The following is an 18,049-nucleotide window of genomic DNA, read 5'->3' as shown; positions in this document are numbered from 1 at the left end:
TGAATCACATGATGGGTATACCATGATATCAGAGAATTGATCTTGGGTAATTGGATTTTCTGCTAACCCAACAAAATCATCCATGGTGTCCAGTAGGGCATCATTTGATGCGGGAATATGCACGGGGAAGTTTCATCCTGTTATGGTTATCAAGAATCGGCTTGAGTGGGGTGCGCAGACAAGCTGCGTTTCGACGGCGAGTCCAAATGACCTTTATAGACACTCCCTTCGCATTGAACTTCGCCAACGAAACGAGGGCAGATTCTTTATGGAAAAAGTCAGTGGGTATACTCCACCAAATGGCCCGTACTCTTGTGTTACCTCTGCAGTGGCAACCAATCCCTGTAGAAATAGCCGTAAGGCGCGATATGACGTGGTTGCTTACCCCACAGTTCACAGTGTTCAGTTCGGACCGGTAATATCCAGTCTCAGCGGAGCTATGGGTTGTAGGGTTAAGGCATGACTGACAATTTGAAGGCGGAGGCCGAAGTCTTTCGATTGGCAGCAGCCAGATTCGAGATAGACGAAGAATCTTGGATTTCGACCCTGCATTACTTGGGAAACAAGTTGAATGAGCTCGGAGCCAATGTTGACGATGTGGCCGTACAGTTCAGAATTCCACGTTCCTTAGCATCTCGAATTCTTGAAGGAACTGCAAAGCCTGACGAGGTAGCAGCCTGGCGGGCTTCCGCTATGGTTCAGTTGGTCCAAGATGTGTATCACGACATCGACTCCTATCGACACGGGCTTCTTTGTTGTCAAATTGATGATCCCTTAAATATCAGTATATCTGCAACTGACGTTTCGGAAGAGTTTCGAGACAAGTACGATAGGAGGGCCAAGGAGCTTGGTATATCAATCTGCTGGCTTGATTCAGAGATATCCTTGCTGGATCTGAAAGATATACTTCCAGAAATTGATAAGCTGGCCGTCGAGGATGGCTTCGATGTCAGCGAAGGCGAGATCGATTCTACCCGGATCACTCTTTCCGCTGAAGCGCCATCGATCCGCCGTGGCTCCATTGAGAAATGGTTCCGGTGGTTGGATGTTAGATAGAACAGAATACCAATACGGCAATATTGTCGTTGCGTGGATTGGAGCGCGACTCGCGCTGTGTGGGGCAATTGTCTGATTCTATGAGATGATGGGATCTCGTTAAAAGAACACATCACGTCCTGGGTTCAACCGGGAACATTCCCGTCTTTCTCGGTGCATGCCGGGAAAGACCGAAGATGGCAGTGAGTCGTATCACCGCACTGCTCGGCACTACCTCGATGGTCGCGGAGTTCCAGTTTAACGTGTAGGGCTATTGACGGAGCCCGTTATATATATGCTGGGCGCGTGATCAGATCGTTCGGGAGCAAGGACACCGAGCGGGTGTGGCATCGTGAGCGTGTGCCCGCCATGATCCCCGAATCTTCCGGGTGGCATTGCGCAAGCTTCGTCAGGTGGGATCTGCGGAGATGCTCGAAGACCTCCGCGTTCCACCCGGTAACCGACTCGAGGCGCTCAAGGGCGACCGAGCTGGTCAGCACAGCATCAGAATCAATGATCAGTGGCGGATCTGTTTCAGATGGACAGACGCCGGACCAGAGGAGGTGGAGATCGTTGACTACTACTGACAAGATCGAGCCGATCCATCCGGGCGAGGTCCTCATGGAGGATTTCATCGAGGGGTTCGGGATCACGCAGCACAAGCTCGCTGTGTCGATAGGTGTGCCGCCGCGGCGGATCAACGAGATCGTGCACGGCAAGCGAGGGATCTCAGCGGACACCGCATTGCGACTTGCGAAGTACTTCGGAACCTCGGCGACATTCTGGACCAATGTGCAGAGTCACTACGAGCTCGACCGTGCGGAACACGCGGCAGCTGAGCAGATCGCGGCGATCACGCCGCTGCACGTGGCGTGACTGATGCATGTTGCTGGCGTGGTCAAACGCAGGCGGTTATTCGTTTTAACATCGGGCTGTGAAGACGATGGCCATGGCGGAGGGAGGAAGGATGAACGTGCGAATCGATGTGCTTGACGAGCGCATGGCAGATTGTGTCGCCGGGTGGCTTCATAGTCGCGCAGATGTCATGTTGTTTGGAGGGGCGCGTCTGCCTTTTCCTTTGGTCGGGAGGGATCTGCTTGCTACGTCTGACGATGGCTGGGTGGTCTTGGCGATGAAGGTCGACGACATGCTGGTGGCGTCTGGTTCCTACAAGCTCTTGGCTAGTGGTCGGGTTCGAATCGGGCGCATTATCGTGGCCCCGGCCTGTCGTGGGCGAGGTCTGGGACGGGCGACGGTCGTTGGACTGATGGAAACGGCAACGGAAGCCGTTGATGCAAGCGTCGTCGAACTCGGCGTATACCAGCACAATACGAATGCCATCAACCTCTACGAGTCTCTGGGCTTTTGCCAAACTCGCGTTGGCGCTACGACCACTATTGATGGAAAACCCTTTACTGGCATCGAGATGGAATACCGCGTGGCATAAGCGGAATGGTGACTGAATCTGGGCGTGGGGTCCGGAATGTTGGCTTGCTGGCACGCTGGGTTCGATCGGTGATCGCGAATATCAGTTGAGGCTCGTCAGCAGGCGGGCTCGCGGGGCAGCTGCATGGTCGTGGGCCTTGATGAGCATCCGTCGCGACCAGGATCTCGGCCACCCCTCTTGTGCCTGGCGAGCGATCCGGTGTCGAACCTGACATGCACGTCGACCGGTAACTACTCTGGGGGTATGACCATCGCCGTGAGCATCGACTGAGACGCGATCAGTCGCGCCACGAAACGGCACAGCGTCGCGGAACTGGCCGTGTTTGGTCCTGTGGTGTAGGGAGGGCTCGACGCTGACAGTGACGTCGATTTCTTGGTCGACTTCGTTCCTGGCCAGTCGGATCCCTTTGAGGATTTCTGTGGTTTGCGCGACGAGAGCTGGGCGGGATTGTCGATCGTGACGTTGACCTTGTCGTGAAGCGATCGATCCGCAACCCGTACTTTCGTGACTCGGCGGTAGCTCAGCCGGAGACCATCTATGTTGCCGACGTCTAAAGCTCACCTGCGGGACGTGCTGAACTGACTTCGTCGTACTGATCCGGAGACTGCTGACGAGGTGTCAGATCTCGGCCGCAGTGTCGGGATTCCCTGCTTGAACGCGACCAATGATCTCGGTCGTCGGTTGGGACTAGTGGTTGCGTGGTCGTGGTGAGCCGACTCTCACCGGATTCGGAACTCGGTGGAGTTTTGGTGTGGCGGCCTTCCAGCCCGATGGTGATACCACTCTGGTATCACCATCTCGTGGCCATGACGTTGCGGTTGACGGAAGAGGACGAGCGGATTCTCGCGCGTCTTGCCGAGGATGACGGGATTAGTCGTCAGGAGGCGACGATTCGCGCGATCCATGAGGTGGCGGCGCGGAGGGGGCACATGAAGGATGTGGCTGATGCCTCGGCGAGGGCGCGGGCTCGGTATGCCGATGTCCTTGATCGGCTGGGTCGATGACCGTTTTTCTCACGGTTGAGGACCTTATGGCCTTGGTTGAAGACTTGGGGGTTGGTCCCGTACGTGATGTTGGTTTGCTTGAGTCTGCGGTGGCGCGTCCACGTACCTCGTTGTGGGGCGGTGATGTCTATTCAACAGTGGGGTCCAAGGCCGCGGCTCTCCTGGACTCTTTGGTGAACAGTCATGCGCTGGTGGATGGCAGCAAGCGGTTGGGGTGGTTGGCGGCGGTGGTGTTGTTGGACCTCAATGGCTGGTGGGTGGAGGCCCCGGATGACGATGCATACAACCTCGTCGTCGCCGTGGCGAGTGGTAGGGCTGATCTGGATGAGGCTGCTGCGTCGCTTCGGTCGTGGTGCGTTGATCCTAAATCACGTTAGTTCTGCCCGGAAGCCGGTGGAATTCCGCTTCAACGTGTAATTGAGTTTCGGTTCACGTTTAGATGGTGTCTGAGCTGGGCTTGGGACCTCTGGCCTGCTTGTAGTGAGTATGTCAACGGTGGTGGCTGATCCTGACGCCAACTGAACGTGTCCGCCCTTGCTGTGAATATGAGATTGAGACCGGAGGCGTCGGGTGGTCGTGGAAGTCGGCGCTGCGGTCCGTCAGATCGATGGCGAGGTAGGCGCCGCCCGGGCGGAGCATTGTGCGCACGCTGGCCATGAGGTGCTCGAGGTCGGCGACGTGGTGCATCGTCATGCGGGTGATCACCAGGTCGTACGCGGGGCTGGGGCGAACCTGGCGCCGGCCACGATCTCCAGGACTTCGTGGATGGCTGAGGGGGTCACCCGCCCATGATGACCACGGCCGCGCGTAGGTCCTCCTTGCGTCGTCCTGGGTGCGGGCGCGCTCGTCGAACTCGCTGGTCACAGGGAGCGCATCGGCCTCTGGTCGGGCGCGAGGTCCCGGCGGTTGACGATCTGCTTGCCGAGGGAAAAGCACGAGGCCGCCTCCCCGAAGGGCAGCGGCCTCGCCGAAGATCACGTGATATTAGCGGTTCAAGGTGATGTTGGACGCCTGCGGGCCCTTGGGGCCCTGCTCGACGTCGTACTCAACCTGGTCGCCCTCGTCCAGCGAGCGGTAGCCCGAGGAGTTGATAGCGGAGAAGTGAGCGAAGACGTCGGCGGAGCCGTCGTCGGGCTGGATGAAGCCGTAGCCCTTGTCGGCGTTGAACCACTTAACGGTGCCGGTTGCCATGTTGCAATCCTTCGGTTTGTGGAGCGACCGCTTTTCGGCCGCTTCCGGATGTTGCTCTTCACACTTGCCAGAAGGAACTGCTCGGATCCGTGAGAACCCGTCTTGCGTAATGCAAATCAACCCTACTGTCGAACAATGACCTCAGTCTACATGCTCTGGGGCCGCCCGCTGACCACGGGGCCAAGAAATTGGCTGTGTATTTGGTTCTCAGGTCTATGAGGATGGCTGTATGGCTCAGGAAGAAGACTTTGACGCCAAGCTTCGCGCCTTTTGCGCGAACTGCTCCGAGGCGGGCTGGCTGCAGGGCCGCCACACCGCCGGGCTGCTGGAATTGGAGGCGAGGCGACGCTACCTGAGCTTCATTCCGCCCGAGGCCCGAGTCTTGGACATCGGCGGCGCCACGAGTGTTCAAGCCAGTGGGTTGGCGGCGCGCGGTCTCGATGTCGTCTTCGTCGATCCGGTATCCGAGCAGGTGGACATGGCCGCGTCGCTGCTGTAGACGATGGAGCGCATGCGCGAACTCGACCGCACCGGCGAGATTCGAGAGTGCCTTACCGAGTTGTCGGCGCACATGATGACGGTCTTCTTAGGCAGCCCCGGCGTCGCCAGCTGGTAGTTGATGCGCCTTATCCCGGTCGCCGTGCGCGATGTTCTACTGAGGATCTTGGCCTACTGCGACAGGAGAAGTCACTCCTTGTCGTGGTGGAGTTCCGCTTCAATGTCTGGCTGTGTTGGATGTGACGATCGGACGGGGCGGTGTGCCTCCCTCCGGTCCGAGCCTAGGGACTCGGGGTGCCCCACCGTGGTGCGGTGGGGCACCAGTCGGGCAGGGGCGTCTGGAACAGCGTCTGGAGCAGGCGTGTGTTGATGAACACGACGTTTCGGCCGACCTTCTCCTTGACGACCAGCCCCGTGTCAGAGATCTCGGTGAGCCACCGGGCAGCAGTCTGGCGCTTGGCGAGGCCAGCCTCCACGACGTTGTCGATCCTGAGGTAGGGCTGCGAGAACAAGAGCCGGGTGAGCGAGGCAGCCGGAACCTTCGAATTCAGCGCACGGATCTCGGTTTCCATCGCGGCACGCATCGTGTCGGTGGTCTCGACTAGGTCCAGGGTCCAGCGTGCTGTCGACTCCACGCCGTCCAGCATGAACAGGATCCACGGTTCCCAGGCATCTTCGCGTGTCACGGCGTTCAGTTGTTCGTAATAGGTGTCCTTGTGGCGCATGATGTGGCCGGACAGGTACAGGATGGGTAGCTGCAGTAGGCCGGTCTCGATGAGGATGAGTAGGTTGAGCACTCGTCCGGTGCGTCCGTTGCCGTCGAAGAAGGGGTGGATTGCCTCGAACTGATAGTGGGACAGCGCCATCACGACGAGCGGGTCCAGTCCGTGGTCGCTGTGCAGGAAGCGTTCCCAGGCTGACAGGTGGTCGAGGATGACGCCCCTGCCTTCGGGCGGGGTGTAGATCCGGTTCCCCGTCGTGGGATTGCCGATGTAGGTGCCGGGCTGGTTGCGGATGATGGCCGTTCGCGCGTGAATGTGGGAGCAGACCTCGACTGCGGTCTTGGTGGTGATGGGGCGAGTGGCGAGGGATTCGTGGCCTGCACGGAGTGCCTCTCGGTAGCGCAGGGCCTCCTTGACCTGAGGAGTGACGTCGGGAAGCGCCCCGTTGGCCGCCTTGAAGAGTTCATCGTTGGTCGTGACGATGTTCTCGATCTCACTGGACGCCTGTGCCTCCATGAGCGGGATCAGGTTGATCAGCATCGTCGGGTCAGGGAGACGCTTGTAGGCGCCGTCGAGACGTGCCAGCGCGCGACTGGCCGTGATCGTCGCCTTGAGCACCGCCGGCGTCTCCACAACGCCCGATGGTGGGAGCGCAGGCAAATCCTGATACGGGCGATCAGGGTGGTTCCACATGGTCACAGCGTAACCAGATCCAATGAACGTGTCGAAGAAAGTGAAGAATTTCGACACGTTCCATCGATGTGTCGATCAGATGGACATATTTGCGCTCGGGCGGGGCATCGCGAGGCTGCTGCATCATGCCAATCGGCCTCGGAACGTGGTCGAGTTCAGGTTTGTGAGTAGACGGCCTGCTGAACGACCTTGGGGGCCGGGACATCGATGTTCCAGGCCCCGAGATCAATGGCAGGAGTGAGAACTCAGCAGTTCTTCGCCACTTCCCGGGCCTGCTTGACCAACAAGGCCTGCAGTGGCAGCCGGCCCAAGGAGATCACTTGCCACTTGGGCTCGCGGTCACGCCACTGGCGCGCCATCTCCAGATTTCCGGGGAACACTGCGACGAACAGGGCTGCAGCAGCCCGTCCGCCCAGGCGGCGGGTCCGCGGACATGCCAGCAGGGCCGCCGTCGTCAGTTCGGCAGCGCCGGACCCATACGTCCAGTTGCGTGGCTCACCCGGGATTTCAGGCGGAATGATGCTGTCGAAAGGTTCCGGCTTGAGGAAGTGCAAGGTTCCCGCTCCAGCACACAGCGCCGTCAGGAGACGAGCGGTGCGATGAGCGTGTGTGGCCTTGTCAGAGGATTTGTGTGCGCACTTGCAGAACATTCTTCAAGGCTACGTCAACGTCCAAGATGCCGCCATCCACCGCGTCAGTACCCGTCAGCTGGCGTCCTTGTACACGAACTCGACCTTGATGTTGGGGTCAATACCTTCCGCAATGCCGCGGTAGAACTTCTCGTTGCTGTGGTTGATGAACTTGAATGGGGACACCGTCACCTTGGCGGGGATGGGGCTCTCGCGCGTGATCTCGACAGCTTTGCCGTCGACACGAAGGTGAGTGTCATGGTCATGCTGAATGAATGCGGTCTTCGTGGTGCCCCAAGTCTCAGGGCCACCGAGGGGCTGGCCTGGTCCTTCTGCAGGAGGCCCTGCGTCCGCATGCCGAGCAGGAGGACGTCTCCCCTGAGCTCCATGGACTTCACGACACGAAGATCGGTCTCCTTCTTAGAGGTGCCGACCAGATCGCCGAGCCTGGGCCAGTTCTGATGAGATCCCCAGGATCGTTCCGCCCCCAGTGAGAAGGCCGGCAAGGAGCCAGATGACAACTCGTTCGAGATGCTGCAGGAAGCTAAGTGTTTCCGGGCCACGACGAGGGCGTGCGGTAGCACCGTGGGCGGGATGCCTGCTCGTACCGAGTTTGCCGGGGGCAACGTCAATCCGAGCCTCGTTGTCAGAGCATTTGTCGAGCAGGCAAAGGGTTCAAATCGCGTCTCTGGTCAGTACACCTGGTGGTGTGGAATAGTTCTTGGGCAACGTTGGTAAAAAGACTCAACCCCAGATCTGGAAAATCTGCCCACTTTCAATTCCATGAGCACTACGAACGTAACCTTGAGCCACCTCGGTGCCAGGCACTGGCTTAAAGCCGACAAAAGAGGGTCCGAATGCCTCACGAGCTTCCTCGAGCATCGTCGGACTTACAGCATTAATCCTGATGCCCCGCGGCAAGGACGACACCGCGGCCCTGACGAAACCCTCAACCCCTGCGTTCGCCGCGGTAGCAATCAAGCTCCCCGGGACAGGGTGTTGGGTCAAGATGCCTGTCGTCACGGTAATCGAGCCACCGTCATTGAGGTACGGGAGGCAATAGGTCACGGCATTGAGTTGAGCAAGCATCTTGCTCTGATTCCCGCCTGGAAATCATCCGCTGTGGCATCCTCGATGGAAACAAACGGGGCCGATCCCATGGTTGTCACAACAGCATTAACCCTACCTACTTTGTTGAACATCTCAGTGATAGAGGCTGGATCTTCAAGATCTACTGATACTTCGGTACTACGACCGACGGTAATTACCTCATCGCCTAGCTCCTCAAATGCTGCAGCTGCCTTGGAGCTAATAGTTCCAGTGCCACCAATGATGAGTACACGCATGGCATCATCCTCTCGTAGGCGAAGCTTACGAACAAGCATAGGTGCTGCTGGTACCGGTCTTTCCTACTGTCACACTGGTCCTCATGGCCGCTTTGGGAACGGCATGGATGTGCACGCTGATGCGGAAGAAATCCTCAGCAACAGATGACGTCACCGAAGACACGCTTGCGGTGAAGATATTCTTATCGCATGAGTCGACAGGTTGGTGTCCTCCTTTTCGACGGCTTCGAACTCCTCGACGTCTTCGGCCCGGTTGAACTGTGGAGTCGGTTGTCGGACCGGTACGAGGTGACGTTCTGCGCCGTCGAACCTGGTCCGGTTCGCAGCAGTCAGGGAGCGGCGGTTATGGCCACCGAGGACATGGATGCCTCCGCCGGTCACGACATCGTCCTGATCCCAGGTGGAATGGGGACGCGATCCCTGGTTGACGATCGCTCCTTCCTGACCCGGCTGCGTGGATGGGCCACTCCCGCATCCATCATTTCCTCGGTGTGCACCGGGTCTGCCTTGTTGGCCGCAGCTGGCCTGCTGGAGGGATACCGAGCGACCTCGAACAAGATGGCCTACGCATGGGCGTCCTCCCACGGCCGGGACGTCAGGTGGGAACCACGAGCACGATGGGTGCATGATCGTGACCGGTGGACCTCGTCAGGGGTTGCTGCAGGTATGGACATGACCGCAGCCCTCATCGCACATCTGGAGGGCAAGGAGACTGCCGAAAGGGTGCTTCGAGAGGTCGAGCTGGAGGTCCAGACGGACCCCGACCGTGATCCGTTCGCGTTCACAGACGATCCAGCAACTCCGTCAAGCTACTGATCGTCGTAGTGTTCGGGTAAGGCTCGGAGGACAGCAGGAGCCCTTCAATTCCTGCGGCTCGCGCGGCGTCGATGTCGATGGGACGGTCGCCTACTGCGATGACCTCGGACGGATCCAGCCCATGACGCTCCATGAGTACCAGATTCATCTGGGGGTCAGGTTTGCGAGCGAAACCATCAGGGGCGCACACGAGGTCGTCCACCTGTACTCCCAGGGCGTGGAAGAGGTTCTCGGCGCTGGCGCGATCACGATGGGTGGCGACGAGGTTGAGGCCACCACCGCGCCGCACGGCCGCCATGACCTCCGCTGCTCCAGCCATCAGCGGAGCGGGATCGTGCGCCCACTTCTTCTTCAACAAGGTGTAGGCGTCGTCGAGCAGCCCGGAAGAGACGTCATATTGTTTCGCCAAGACCTCGATGGCGTGAGCTATCGACTCCGACCTCAGATGCGCGACTTCGTAGAGCTGCTGCTCGGTCGGTTCAGGCCACACGGCCTCTGCGAGGGTCTGATCGACCTCCGGGTAGGTGTCAACCAGCGTTCCGCCCATGTCCCAGATAATGCTCCGCACGTCGTCGAGTCTTGCAGATGCGCGGCGGTCGCAGCGAACCATCCTCGCGTCTCGTCGAGGCAGGCGGGTAGCCTGCCCCGAGTGACCACACCCGACCGCGAACCTGACCCTTGGGCTATGCAGCTGGTATTGCTTCGTGACAAACGTTTTCCGGCGCGCGAAGTGGATGCCTGCGAGGCGGCTGCCCGCGCCGTCGTCTCTCTCCTTGACGACCCTCGGACGGCACCAGGCGGCCCGTGGCACGACGCCGTCCAGCAATGGTCCGACAAGCGCATCCGTAAGATCGTCCGGCGAGCTTCCGGGAAGAGATGGGACGACGTCCAGGCCCTCGACGGCGTCACCGTCAGTCAGTATCCACCGGCCGATGCCGCTCCCGGAACCGGGCCGGCAATGGTTCGGGCCTTCGTTCCGGCCCCTGTCCATCCGCAGCCCAAACAGATCGACAAGCTGCAGGTCGCCGGCACGAATCTGCCCGCAGACGGCCAGTCCGCCACCTCGGATTCCGTCGTCACCATCGAGATCAATCCCCGCACCAACATGACGACCGGCAAGGCCTGCGCCCAATGCGGCCATGCCGCCCAGCTCGCCCACGAGGCCATGAGCACCGGCACTGACGATGACCGACGAGCGCTGGAGAACTGGCGTCGAGACGGCTTCCGTGTTCGCGTCGTCACCCCGACCGTCGCGCACTGGGATGCCGACATCGCTCGAGTGAGGGTCGTCGATGCCGGGTTCACGGAATTTGATGGCCCCACCGCGACCACCCGGGCACGGTGGTGACCCGGGTCACGTAGACTCGTGCCATGTCTCAGCTCTTGCTCACCGCGGTCGGCGCGGATCGCGCCGGACTCGTCTCCGACTTGTCCGGAATCATTGCCAGTCACGGCGCGAACTGGCTTGACAGTCGCATGGCACGGCTTGCCGGTGCCTTCGCCGGAATCGTCCTCGTCGGCATCGAGGACTTCAAGGTCGAGGCTCTCAAGGACGATCTCGGAACCCTCGAGGCCAAGGGGCTGCGGGTCACCGTCACCGACACGACCGCACAGGATGACGAGGACGAGGCCGTCCTCGTGGTCCACCTCGTTGGCCACGACCATCCCGGCATCATCCACAGGGTGACGGTCACCATGGCCCGTCTCGGTGTCACCATCGACGACTTGTCCACCGGCCTACGCGAGGCTCCGATGGGTGACGGCATCCTCTTCGAGGCCGAGGTGCAGTGCCGGATCACGAACGCGACGACCCTTGAGGATCTACGCTCGGAACTGGAATCCATTGCCACCGAGATCATGGTCGACATCGATCTGGTCGACCGTTCCTGATCCCGGGGCCGACGAGGAGGCCTCATGACGCGCATCCCTGGCACCGATCTGGACATCAGGCCGCTGGTGTTGGGAGCCAATACCTTCGGCTGGACTGCCGACGAGCACGACTCCCACGCCATCCTGGACGCCTTCCTCAGCGCCGGGGGATCGCTGGTCGACACCGCTGACGGCTATTCCCACTGGGCCGAGGGGAATGTGGGCGGTGAATCGGAGACGATCATCGGATCATGGCTCGAGAAGGGCGGCCGTCGCGACGACATCCTCATCGCGACGAAGGTGGCCACCCACCCCGAGTTCAGGGGGCTGTCCGCTGAGAACATCTCGGCTGCTGTCGATGCCTCCCTGGCACGGCTCCACACCGACCACATCGATCTCTACTACGCCCATTACGACGACGACAACCAGCAGATCGAGGACATGGCCGTAGCTTTCGACAAGCTCGTCAAGGCAGGCAAGGTGCGTTGGGTCGGTCTGTCGAACTTCTCGGTGACCCGGGAGCAGAAGTGGCTCGAGGTGGCCGAGCACGAGGGGCTGGCGAGTCCGATCGCCCTGCAGCCTCAGTACAACCTGCTGCACCGCGCCGACGTCGAGGATCCCCAGGGGTACGGCCAGCTGGCCAGTGAGTACAACCTGGCCCTCTTCCCGTACTTCTCGCTGGCATCGGGCTTCCTGACCGGCAAGTACGCCACCCGTGACGACCTCCATGGTGTTGCCAGGGAATCGATGATGGCGGCGTACCTGCCTGACGACGAGCACGAAAAGGCGGCCTTCACGGTTCTCGACCAGCTGAGGGAGATCGCCGATGACCACGGCGTCGAGGTGACGTCGGTCTCGCTGGCGTGGCTGATGGCCAAGGGTGTCACTGCACCGATCGCCTCGGCGCGCACCGTGGATCAGCTCGGTCCGCTGCTCGCCGCCACCGATCTGACCTTGTCCCATGACGAGGTGCGTGCCCTGGACGCGGCTTCGAAGCTGTTCACTCGCGACTGAAAGCCGACCAGATCGTCGTGGTTGGAGGCTGTATCCGCATAAAGTGTGAATATGGCCACTACTGCTTTCAAGGGACAAACCGTCAACACCGTCGCCGACCTGCCCCAGGTTGGATCCGATCTTCCGTCATTCACCCTCGTCAAGACCGATCTGTCGGAGCTGACCAGCGACGAGCTCAAGGGTGAGAAGCTCGTCCTCAACATCTTCCCGAGCCTCGACACCGGTGTCTGCGCGAAGAGCGTGCGCACCTTCAACGAGAAGGCTGCCGGACTCGACGACACCACCGTACTGTGCGTTTCCCGTGACCTTCCCTTCGCTCAGGCCCGCTTCTGCGGCGCCGAGGGCATCGAGAACGTCGTCGTCGCCTCGGCCTTCCGCTCCCACTTCGGCAAGGATCTCGGCGTCACCCTCGCCGACGGCCCGATGCAGCACCTGCTGGCTCGCGCCGTCATCGTCGTGGACGCCGAGGGCAAGGTGACCTACACCCAGTTGGTCGACGAGATCACCACCGAGCCCGACTACGACGCTGCTCTCGAGGCCGTCAAGAAGGCCTGATTCACAGCGCATTCCAGGGGCGTTCCGACGACATGCCGGGGCGCCCCTGCCTTCTGCCCTGGTTGACATACGGGGTATGGGCGAGGGGGTGTCCTGGGACGGTAGAGTGACCAGAACCGCGTCCAGAAGGGCGGGGCGCTCCTATCTGAGGACCACCATGGACGGCGAATTGAAGCGCGGGCTCTCCTCGCGCCACATGAACATGATCGCGATCGGCGGTGCCATCGGGACCGGCCTCTTCGTGGCATCCGGCGCCACCATCTCCCAGGCCGGACCAGGCGGAGCCCTGGTGGCCTACCTGGCCATGGGACTCATGGTCTTCCTGCTCATGCAGTCCCTGGGGGAGATGAGCTCCTATCTCCCGGTACCGGGGGCCTTCGAAACCTACGCGACCAGATTCGTCTCCCCGTCCTTCGGCTTCGCGCTGGGCTGGAATTATTGGTTCAACTGGGCCATCACGGTGGCCGCTGAGCTCGCTGCCGCCTCGATCGTCATGGCCTACTGGTGGCCAAGTGTGCCGTCATGGATATGGTCAGCCGGATTCCTGGCCCTACTGTTCTTGCTGAACGTGTTGTCCGCGCGGGCCTATGGCGAGGGAGAGTTCTGGTTCGCCATCATCAAGGTGGCTGCCGTCCTCGTCTTCCTGGTCCTCGGCATCCTCATGATCGCTGGCATCATGGGCAGCTCCCCGGGGGTCTCCAACTGGCATCACGGCGATGCTCCCTTCGTCAAAGGCTTCGGCGGCATCATGACGGTCTTCCTCATCGCCGGATTCTCATTCCAGGGCACCGAGCTCATCGGCATCGCGGCGGGGGAGTCGAAGGATCCTGGCACGGCCATTCCCAAGGCCACCAAGCAGATCTTCTGGCGGATCATGATCTTCTACATCGGCGCCATCGCGGTCATCGGGCTGTTGTTGCCCTACACGGATCCGAACCTGCTTGCTGGCGAGGTGACCGACGTCGCCGTCAGTCCCTTCACCCTGGTCCTGAGGCGAGCCGGAGTGGCCGCGGCCGCAGCCGTCATGAATGCCGTCATCCTCACCTCGGTGCTCTCAGCCGGCAACTCAGGTCTCTACGCGTCCACCCGGATGCTCTACGCCCTCGCGCGGGAGGGCAAGGCCCCCAGCATCCTCGGCACCACCAACCGACGCGGTGTCCCGGTGCCGGCACTCATCGTCACCACCCTCGTCGGTGCAGCCTGCTTCGCCGCGTCCTTGGTCGGTTCTGGCCAGGCCTACACCTGGTTGGTCAACATCTCCGGACTGTGTGGGTTCATCGCCTGGATCGGCATTGCGATATGTCACATCCAGTTCAGGCGCGCCTTCCTGACACAGGGGCATGATTTGTCCGAATTGCCATATCGGGCGCGCTGGTACCCGGCCGGGCCAATCGTGGCCGGCGTCCTGTGCGTCATCGTCACCCTGGGGCAGGGCCGTGACGCCGTTCTCAGCGGTGACGTCACCGGCATGGTCGTCGCGTACATCACCATTCCGGTCTTCCTGGCACTGTGGCTCGGTCACAAACTCGTCACCAAGGCGCCTCGTGCGGACCTTTCTACCGCGGACCTTTCCACCGCAAACCTCGACCACGACTGACATGATGGAAGGGTTGCAGCGGAACGGCTGTGGCGACGGTGAAAGGAGGCATCATGGTTCGACGTCCGGGATGGGTTGATCATCTCATCGGTTGGCACGTCTATCCCCTGGGATTCGTGGGAGCTCCCAAGCGGCTCGAATCCGGCGAGGTCAGCCATCGCCTCGGACATCTGGAGGCCTGGCTTGATCACGCGGTTTCCCTCGGGTGCTCAGGCCTGGCACTGGGGCCGATCTTCGCCTCGGCCAGCCATGGTTACGACACCTTGGACTACTTCGCCGTCGATCCTCGCCTCGGCGACGACACCGACTTCGACCACCTTGTCCATGCCGCTCACTCCCGTGGCCTTTCGGTACTGCTTGACGGGGTGTTCAACCACGTCTCGAGTCGTAACCAGGTCGTGCAGGATGCCCTGGCGGCCGGGCCGGAGACCGATGCCGGACGGATGGTCCGCTGGCGTGACGGTCAGCTCGACGTCTTCGAGGGCCACGGTGACCTCGTCTCCCTCAACCATGACGACCCCGCCGTTCGTGACCTCGTCACCCGGGTCATGAACCACTGGTCCGACCGCGGTGTCGACGGTTGGCGACTCGACGCCGCCTACTCCGTCAATCCGGAGTTCTGGGCTGCGGTCCTGCCTTTGGTGCGTGCGGAGCACCCCGACGTGTGGGTCTTCGGCGAGGTCATCCACGGCGATTATGCAGGAATCGTCAAGGCCTCCGGTATGGACTCGGTGACCCAGTACGAACTGTGGAAGGCAATCTGGTCGTCCATCGAATCCCGTAATTTCTTCGAGCTCGATCACGCCTTGGGGCGTCACAACGAGTTCTCCGATGCCTTCACCCCGATGACCTTCGTCGGCAACCACGACGTCACCCGCATCGCCTCGAAGGTGGGGCAGGATGGTGCGATGGTCGCGACCGCGGTGCTGGCCACCATTGGCGGCGTCCCGCTCATCTACTACGGGGATGAGTTGGCATATCGCGGGATCAAGGAGGAGAGGTTCGGGGGCGACGACGACATCCGTCCGGTGTTCCCGGCCAGCCCGGCGGAGCTGTCCAACCTGGGCGCCGAAACTCTGCGTACTCACCAGGATCTGCTCGGTCTACGGCGACGTCACCCCTGGCTCGTCGACGCCCGTACCGAGTCCCTCGACCTGACCAACGAGCGCTATGTCTACCGCAGTGGTGTCCCCGGGGTGGAGCCCCTCATCGTCGAGCTCGACGTGCGCGACGGATGCTCGGCCCTCATCCGCGAGGCCGGTCAGGTCATCTGGTCCAGCCGGACCTGAGACTCAGTCGCCGCCGAAGAGGTCTCGGGTGTAGACCTTCTCGGCGACGTCAGCCAGCTCGGGGGACATCCGATTGGCGATGATGACGTCGCAGTCAGCCTTGAAGGAGTCAAGGTCTCTGGTGACCTTCGAGCGGAAGAACTCATCCCCCTCGAAGGTTGGCTCGTAGACGATGACCTCGATGCCTTTGGCCTTGATGCGCTTCATGACCCCTTGGATCGAGGAGGAGCGGAAGTTGTCCGAGCCGGCCTTCATGACCAGCCGGAAGATACCCACTCGCTTCGGATTCCTGGCGATGATGTCGGAGGCGATGAAGTCCTTGCGCACCGTGTTGGAGTCGACGATGGCTTGGATGAGGGTCTGGGGGACATCCTGGTAGTTGGCCAGTAGCTGACGGGTGTCCTTGGGCAGACAGTAACCGCCGTAACCGAAGGACGGGTTGTTGTAGTGGTTGCCGATGCGCGGATCCAGGCACACCCCGTCGATGACCTGACGGGTGGACAGCCCACGCTGGGAGGCGTAGGTGTCGAGCTCGTTGAAGAAGGAGACCCGCATCGCCAGGTAGGTGTTGGCGAACAGCTTGATGGCCTCTGCCTCGGTGGCCCCGACGAAGAGTACGGGGATGTCGGTGTCGACGGCCCCGGCAGTCATGAGGTCGGCGAAGAGGTGGGCCTTGGCCGAGTCCGACCCGACGACGATCCGTGACGGATGGACGTTGTCGTAGAGAGCCTTGCCCTCGCGGAGGAACTCGGGGGAGAAGATGACGTCGAGTCCGGGGCGCTCCTTGCGAACCCCCTCGACGAATCCCACCGGAATTGTCGACTTGATGACGATCGTCGCCTCGGGGGCGAGTTCCTGTACCAGGTCGAGGACTCCGTCGACGCTCGAGGTGTCGAAATAATTCTGGTCAGGGTCATAGTTCGTCGGGGTGGCGATGATGACGAAGTCCGCACCCCGGTACGCGTCCTGCGGATCAGTGGTGGCACGCAGGTCCAAGTCGTGGTGAGCCAGGTACTCCGCGATCAGGGGATCGACGATCGTCGTCTGTCCGTTGTTGACCATCGAGACGCGTTCGGCGTCGATGTCGACTGCAACGACACGGTTGTGCTGGGCGAGCAACACTGCATTGGCCATGCCGACATAGCCCAGTCCTGCGACGGCGATTTTCACGGGCACTCCCAGGTAGCTGTGTGCGACGGCGTGAATGCTGGCCGTCGCACATGGACCACCATCATCTTAGACGTGTGCGTTGTGGTGTTTGGAGGTTGCCCGTCGAGGAATGCTCTTACTCCCTGACGTCTCCTGTTTCTGGGGTGTCGGCTGTGAAGCTGTGGCGGGTGATGACGAGTAGTCGCTGTCGTATTTCGTGTATCCGTAGCTGTACGCCGATTCGCCGTATCGCAGATGTGACAGTTTTGAGGAGTCGGCACGGTTCAGGACGATGCCCGAGACCATGCCTCCTGCGTTCTCGATGGAGGAAACTGCGCTTTCAACCTGGTCGACGGTCGTGTGTCCGACCTGGGCCACAACGATGACGGTGTCTGCCAACCGGGAGAGAATCACGGAGTCAGTGACGGGCAGCACTGGCGGGGCATCCACGATGACGACGTGGTCTTGTGCCAAGAACGACAGCAGTTCGGACATGTGCTCCGAACCCAGCAGTTCGGAGGGGTTCGGGGGGTGTCAGTACAGGGCAAAACACTCAGACCAGTTGTCGGTGTAGTTCGCAGTGCCTGGTCCAGAGGCGCCGCTCCGATGAGGACTTCTGGAAGCCCCAGACCGTCGTCAAGATCGAAGTTTTTCTGCACCTTGGGCCGTCGTAGATCAGCATCGATGAGGATGACGTCGTCTCCTGCGAGGGCCATCACCTTGGCTAGATTCCCCGCCACTGATGACTTTCCCTCCCCCCATTACTGACGACGTAACAAGAATGACTTTCGACGTGCTGTCAATCATGGCATAGCGAAGATTCGTGCGAAGCTTCCGGATGGCCTCAGCAGCCTTGAAATCATCGGTCAAGTCAGTCGAAAGGGTTTCGATGGTCGACGACGTGGGGATAGTAGCGAGAATGGGTTTTTCGATACGGTCAGTAATGTCGTCTGTGGTGTGAATGCGGCGATCAGCGAGGTGTCGGATGAGAGCTATGGCGTAACCCAGGATGATTCCTGCCAAGAGGCCCGCGATAATGTACTTCGCTGGCGAGGGTGCCTTCTTCGCCTGGGAAAGATCAGCAGGGGTCATCATGACCACCTGTACTGGAGAGTTCTTTCCCTCGAGGCTTTTCACCTGCTTGGATGATTCGGAGATGACGGAATTAGCGATATTTCTGGCTATGGTGGTGGCA

Annotated in this window: 24 protein-coding genes; 14 read left to right on the top strand and 10 right to left on the bottom strand. The window is 60.7% G+C overall.

The annotated features are described in order from the left end of the window. Window positions 1-459 precede the first annotated feature (459 nt). The 6 genes from HMPREF9153_RS11280 (at window position 460) to HMPREF9153_RS11255 (ending at window position 3,863) form a co-directional block, all read left to right on the top strand. Complete coding sequence (locus HMPREF9153_RS11280) at window positions 460-1,056, top strand: hypothetical protein (RefSeq protein ID WP_004811990.1); 597 nt, start codon at window positions 460-462, stop codon at window positions 1,054-1,056. 407 nt (window positions 1,057-1,463) lie between these two features. Further along, window positions 1,464-1,622, top strand: a complete 159-nt coding sequence (locus tag HMPREF9153_RS12995; protein ID WP_050796929.1) for a type II toxin-antitoxin system RelE/ParE family toxin — start codon at window positions 1,464-1,466, stop codon at window positions 1,620-1,622. Further along, window positions 1,549-1,911: a HigA family addiction module antitoxin gene (locus HMPREF9153_RS11270; protein ID WP_004811989.1), complete on the top strand. Its 363-nt coding sequence runs from the start codon at window positions 1,549-1,551 to the stop codon at window positions 1,909-1,911. Before HMPREF9153_RS12995 ends, HMPREF9153_RS11270 begins: the two co-directional genes overlap by 74 nt. Before the next feature lie 67 nt (window positions 1,912-1,978). After that, the gene (locus HMPREF9153_RS11265; protein WP_004811988.1) at window positions 1,979-2,482 is read left to right on the top strand and encodes a GNAT family N-acetyltransferase; all 504 of its coding nucleotides are present in this window, start codon (window positions 1,979-1,981) and stop codon (window positions 2,480-2,482) included. Between the two features lie 806 nt (window positions 2,483-3,288). After that, window positions 3,289-3,486: a CopG family transcriptional regulator gene (locus tag HMPREF9153_RS11260; RefSeq protein WP_235044102.1), complete on the top strand. Its 198-nt coding sequence runs from the start codon at window positions 3,289-3,291 to the stop codon at window positions 3,484-3,486. Then, window positions 3,483-3,863, top strand: a complete 381-nt coding sequence (locus tag HMPREF9153_RS11255) for a type II toxin-antitoxin system death-on-curing family toxin (protein ID WP_004811985.1) — start codon at window positions 3,483-3,485, stop codon at window positions 3,861-3,863. The genes HMPREF9153_RS11260 and HMPREF9153_RS11255 overlap by 4 nt, the downstream gene beginning before the upstream one ends. Window positions 3,864-3,975: 112 nt before the next feature. Here the strand turns inward: HMPREF9153_RS11255 and HMPREF9153_RS12855 are convergent, their stop codons facing one another. Both HMPREF9153_RS12855 and HMPREF9153_RS11245 read right to left on the bottom strand, forming a co-directional pair. Beyond that, window positions 3,976-4,350, bottom strand: coding sequence for a methyltransferase domain-containing protein (locus HMPREF9153_RS12855; RefSeq protein WP_169311839.1), 375 nt, complete (start codon window positions 4,348-4,350; stop codon window positions 3,976-3,978). Between the two features lie 120 nt (window positions 4,351-4,470). Then, window positions 4,471-4,677, bottom strand: coding sequence for a cold-shock protein (locus tag HMPREF9153_RS11245; RefSeq protein WP_004811983.1), 207 nt, complete (start codon window positions 4,675-4,677; stop codon window positions 4,471-4,473). A gap of 229 nt (window positions 4,678-4,906) precedes the next feature. Between HMPREF9153_RS11245 and HMPREF9153_RS11240 the strand changes: the two genes are divergently transcribed. Continuing rightward, a complete protein-coding gene (locus tag HMPREF9153_RS11240; RefSeq protein ID WP_004811982.1) occupies window positions 4,907-5,176 on the top strand; it encodes a class I SAM-dependent methyltransferase in 270 nt (89 codons plus the stop codon). 280 nt (window positions 5,177-5,456) lie between these two features. Here HMPREF9153_RS11240 and HMPREF9153_RS11235 read toward each other — a convergent pair whose 3' ends face one another. From HMPREF9153_RS11235 to HMPREF9153_RS12845, 4 genes are all read right to left on the bottom strand, one after another. After that, complete coding sequence (locus HMPREF9153_RS11235; RefSeq protein WP_235044100.1) at window positions 5,457-6,530, bottom strand: Fic family protein; 1,074 nt, start codon at window positions 6,528-6,530, stop codon at window positions 5,457-5,459. A 305-nt stretch (window positions 6,531-6,835) separates the two neighbouring features. Continuing rightward, on the bottom strand, window positions 6,836-7,240 hold the full coding sequence (locus HMPREF9153_RS11230; RefSeq protein ID WP_004811980.1) for a DoxX family protein: 405 nt from the start codon (window positions 7,238-7,240) through the stop codon (window positions 6,836-6,838). Window positions 7,241-7,963: 723 nt separating this feature from the next. Next, a complete protein-coding gene (locus HMPREF9153_RS12850; RefSeq protein WP_004811977.1) occupies window positions 7,964-8,308 on the bottom strand; it encodes an SDR family oxidoreductase in 345 nt (114 codons plus the stop codon). Next, entirely contained in the window at window positions 8,284-8,565 is a 282-nt protein-coding gene (locus HMPREF9153_RS12845; RefSeq protein ID WP_024049662.1) for an NAD-dependent epimerase/dehydratase family protein, read from the bottom strand. Before HMPREF9153_RS12845 ends, HMPREF9153_RS12850 begins: the two co-directional genes overlap by 25 nt. Before the next feature lie 189 nt (window positions 8,566-8,754). Here HMPREF9153_RS12845 and HMPREF9153_RS11215 point away from each other — a divergent pair, with 189 nt between their 5' ends. After that, window positions 8,755-9,381 (top strand): DJ-1/PfpI family protein, encoded by a 627-nt coding sequence (locus HMPREF9153_RS11215; protein ID WP_004811975.1) that lies wholly within the window; start codon window positions 8,755-8,757, stop codon window positions 9,379-9,381. Here HMPREF9153_RS11215 and HMPREF9153_RS11210 read toward each other — a convergent pair. After that, complete coding sequence (locus HMPREF9153_RS11210) at window positions 9,347-9,991, bottom strand: HAD-IA family hydrolase (protein WP_004811974.1); 645 nt, start codon at window positions 9,989-9,991, stop codon at window positions 9,347-9,349. The genes HMPREF9153_RS11215 and HMPREF9153_RS11210 overlap by 35 nt on opposite strands. Window positions 9,992-10,066: 75 nt before the next feature. Between HMPREF9153_RS11210 and HMPREF9153_RS11205 the strand changes: the two genes are divergently transcribed. The 6 genes from HMPREF9153_RS11205 to HMPREF9153_RS11180 all read left to right on the top strand — a co-directional run bounded on the left by HMPREF9153_RS11205 (window position 10,067) and on the right by HMPREF9153_RS11180 (window position 15,705). Beyond that, a complete protein-coding gene (locus HMPREF9153_RS11205) occupies window positions 10,067-10,729 on the top strand; it encodes a peptidyl-tRNA hydrolase (protein WP_004811973.1) in 663 nt (220 codons plus the stop codon). 23 nt (window positions 10,730-10,752) lie between these two features. Beyond that, window positions 10,753-11,271, top strand: coding sequence for a glycine cleavage system transcriptional repressor (locus HMPREF9153_RS11200; protein ID WP_004811972.1), 519 nt, complete (start codon window positions 10,753-10,755; stop codon window positions 11,269-11,271). A 24-nt stretch (window positions 11,272-11,295) separates the two neighbouring features. Then, on the top strand, window positions 11,296-12,264 hold the full coding sequence (locus HMPREF9153_RS11195; RefSeq protein ID WP_004811971.1) for an aldo/keto reductase: 969 nt from the start codon (window positions 11,296-11,298) through the stop codon (window positions 12,262-12,264). Between the two features lie 51 nt (window positions 12,265-12,315). After that, on the top strand, window positions 12,316-12,819 hold the full coding sequence (tpx, locus tag HMPREF9153_RS11190; RefSeq protein WP_004811970.1) for a thiol peroxidase: 504 nt from the start codon (window positions 12,316-12,318) through the stop codon (window positions 12,817-12,819). A gap of 157 nt (window positions 12,820-12,976) precedes the next feature. Continuing rightward, window positions 12,977-14,416, top strand: a complete 1,440-nt coding sequence (locus HMPREF9153_RS11185) for an amino acid permease (RefSeq protein ID WP_021108744.1) — start codon at window positions 12,977-12,979, stop codon at window positions 14,414-14,416. A 53-nt stretch (window positions 14,417-14,469) separates the two neighbouring features. Further along, complete coding sequence (locus HMPREF9153_RS11180) at window positions 14,470-15,705, top strand: alpha-amylase family protein (protein WP_004811968.1); 1,236 nt, start codon at window positions 14,470-14,472, stop codon at window positions 15,703-15,705. A 3-nt stretch (window positions 15,706-15,708) separates the two neighbouring features. Here HMPREF9153_RS11180 and HMPREF9153_RS11175 read toward each other — a convergent pair whose 3' ends face one another. The 3 genes from HMPREF9153_RS11175 to HMPREF9153_RS12835 all read right to left on the bottom strand — a co-directional run. Beyond that, a complete protein-coding gene (locus HMPREF9153_RS11175) occupies window positions 15,709-16,875 on the bottom strand; it encodes a nucleotide sugar dehydrogenase (RefSeq protein WP_004811967.1) in 1,167 nt (388 codons plus the stop codon). A 66-nt stretch (window positions 16,876-16,941) separates the two neighbouring features. Next, window positions 16,942-17,349 (bottom strand): P-loop NTPase family protein, encoded by a 408-nt coding sequence (locus tag HMPREF9153_RS12840; RefSeq protein WP_004811966.1) that lies wholly within the window; start codon window positions 17,347-17,349, stop codon window positions 16,942-16,944. 180 nt (window positions 17,350-17,529) lie between these two features. After that, window positions 17,530-18,049 (bottom strand): YveK family protein (locus HMPREF9153_RS12835; RefSeq protein WP_503089855.1); only part of this gene is annotated, 520 nt, incomplete at its 5' end.

The organism is Cutibacterium avidum ATCC 25577 (assembly GCF_000227295.1).
In the GTDB taxonomy this organism is placed as follows: Bacteria; Actinomycetota; Actinomycetes; order Propionibacteriales; family Propionibacteriaceae; genus Cutibacterium; species Cutibacterium avidum.
The sequence above is the reverse complement of the archived record's forward strand: the minus strand, read 5'-3'. Positions and strand labels throughout refer to the sequence as shown.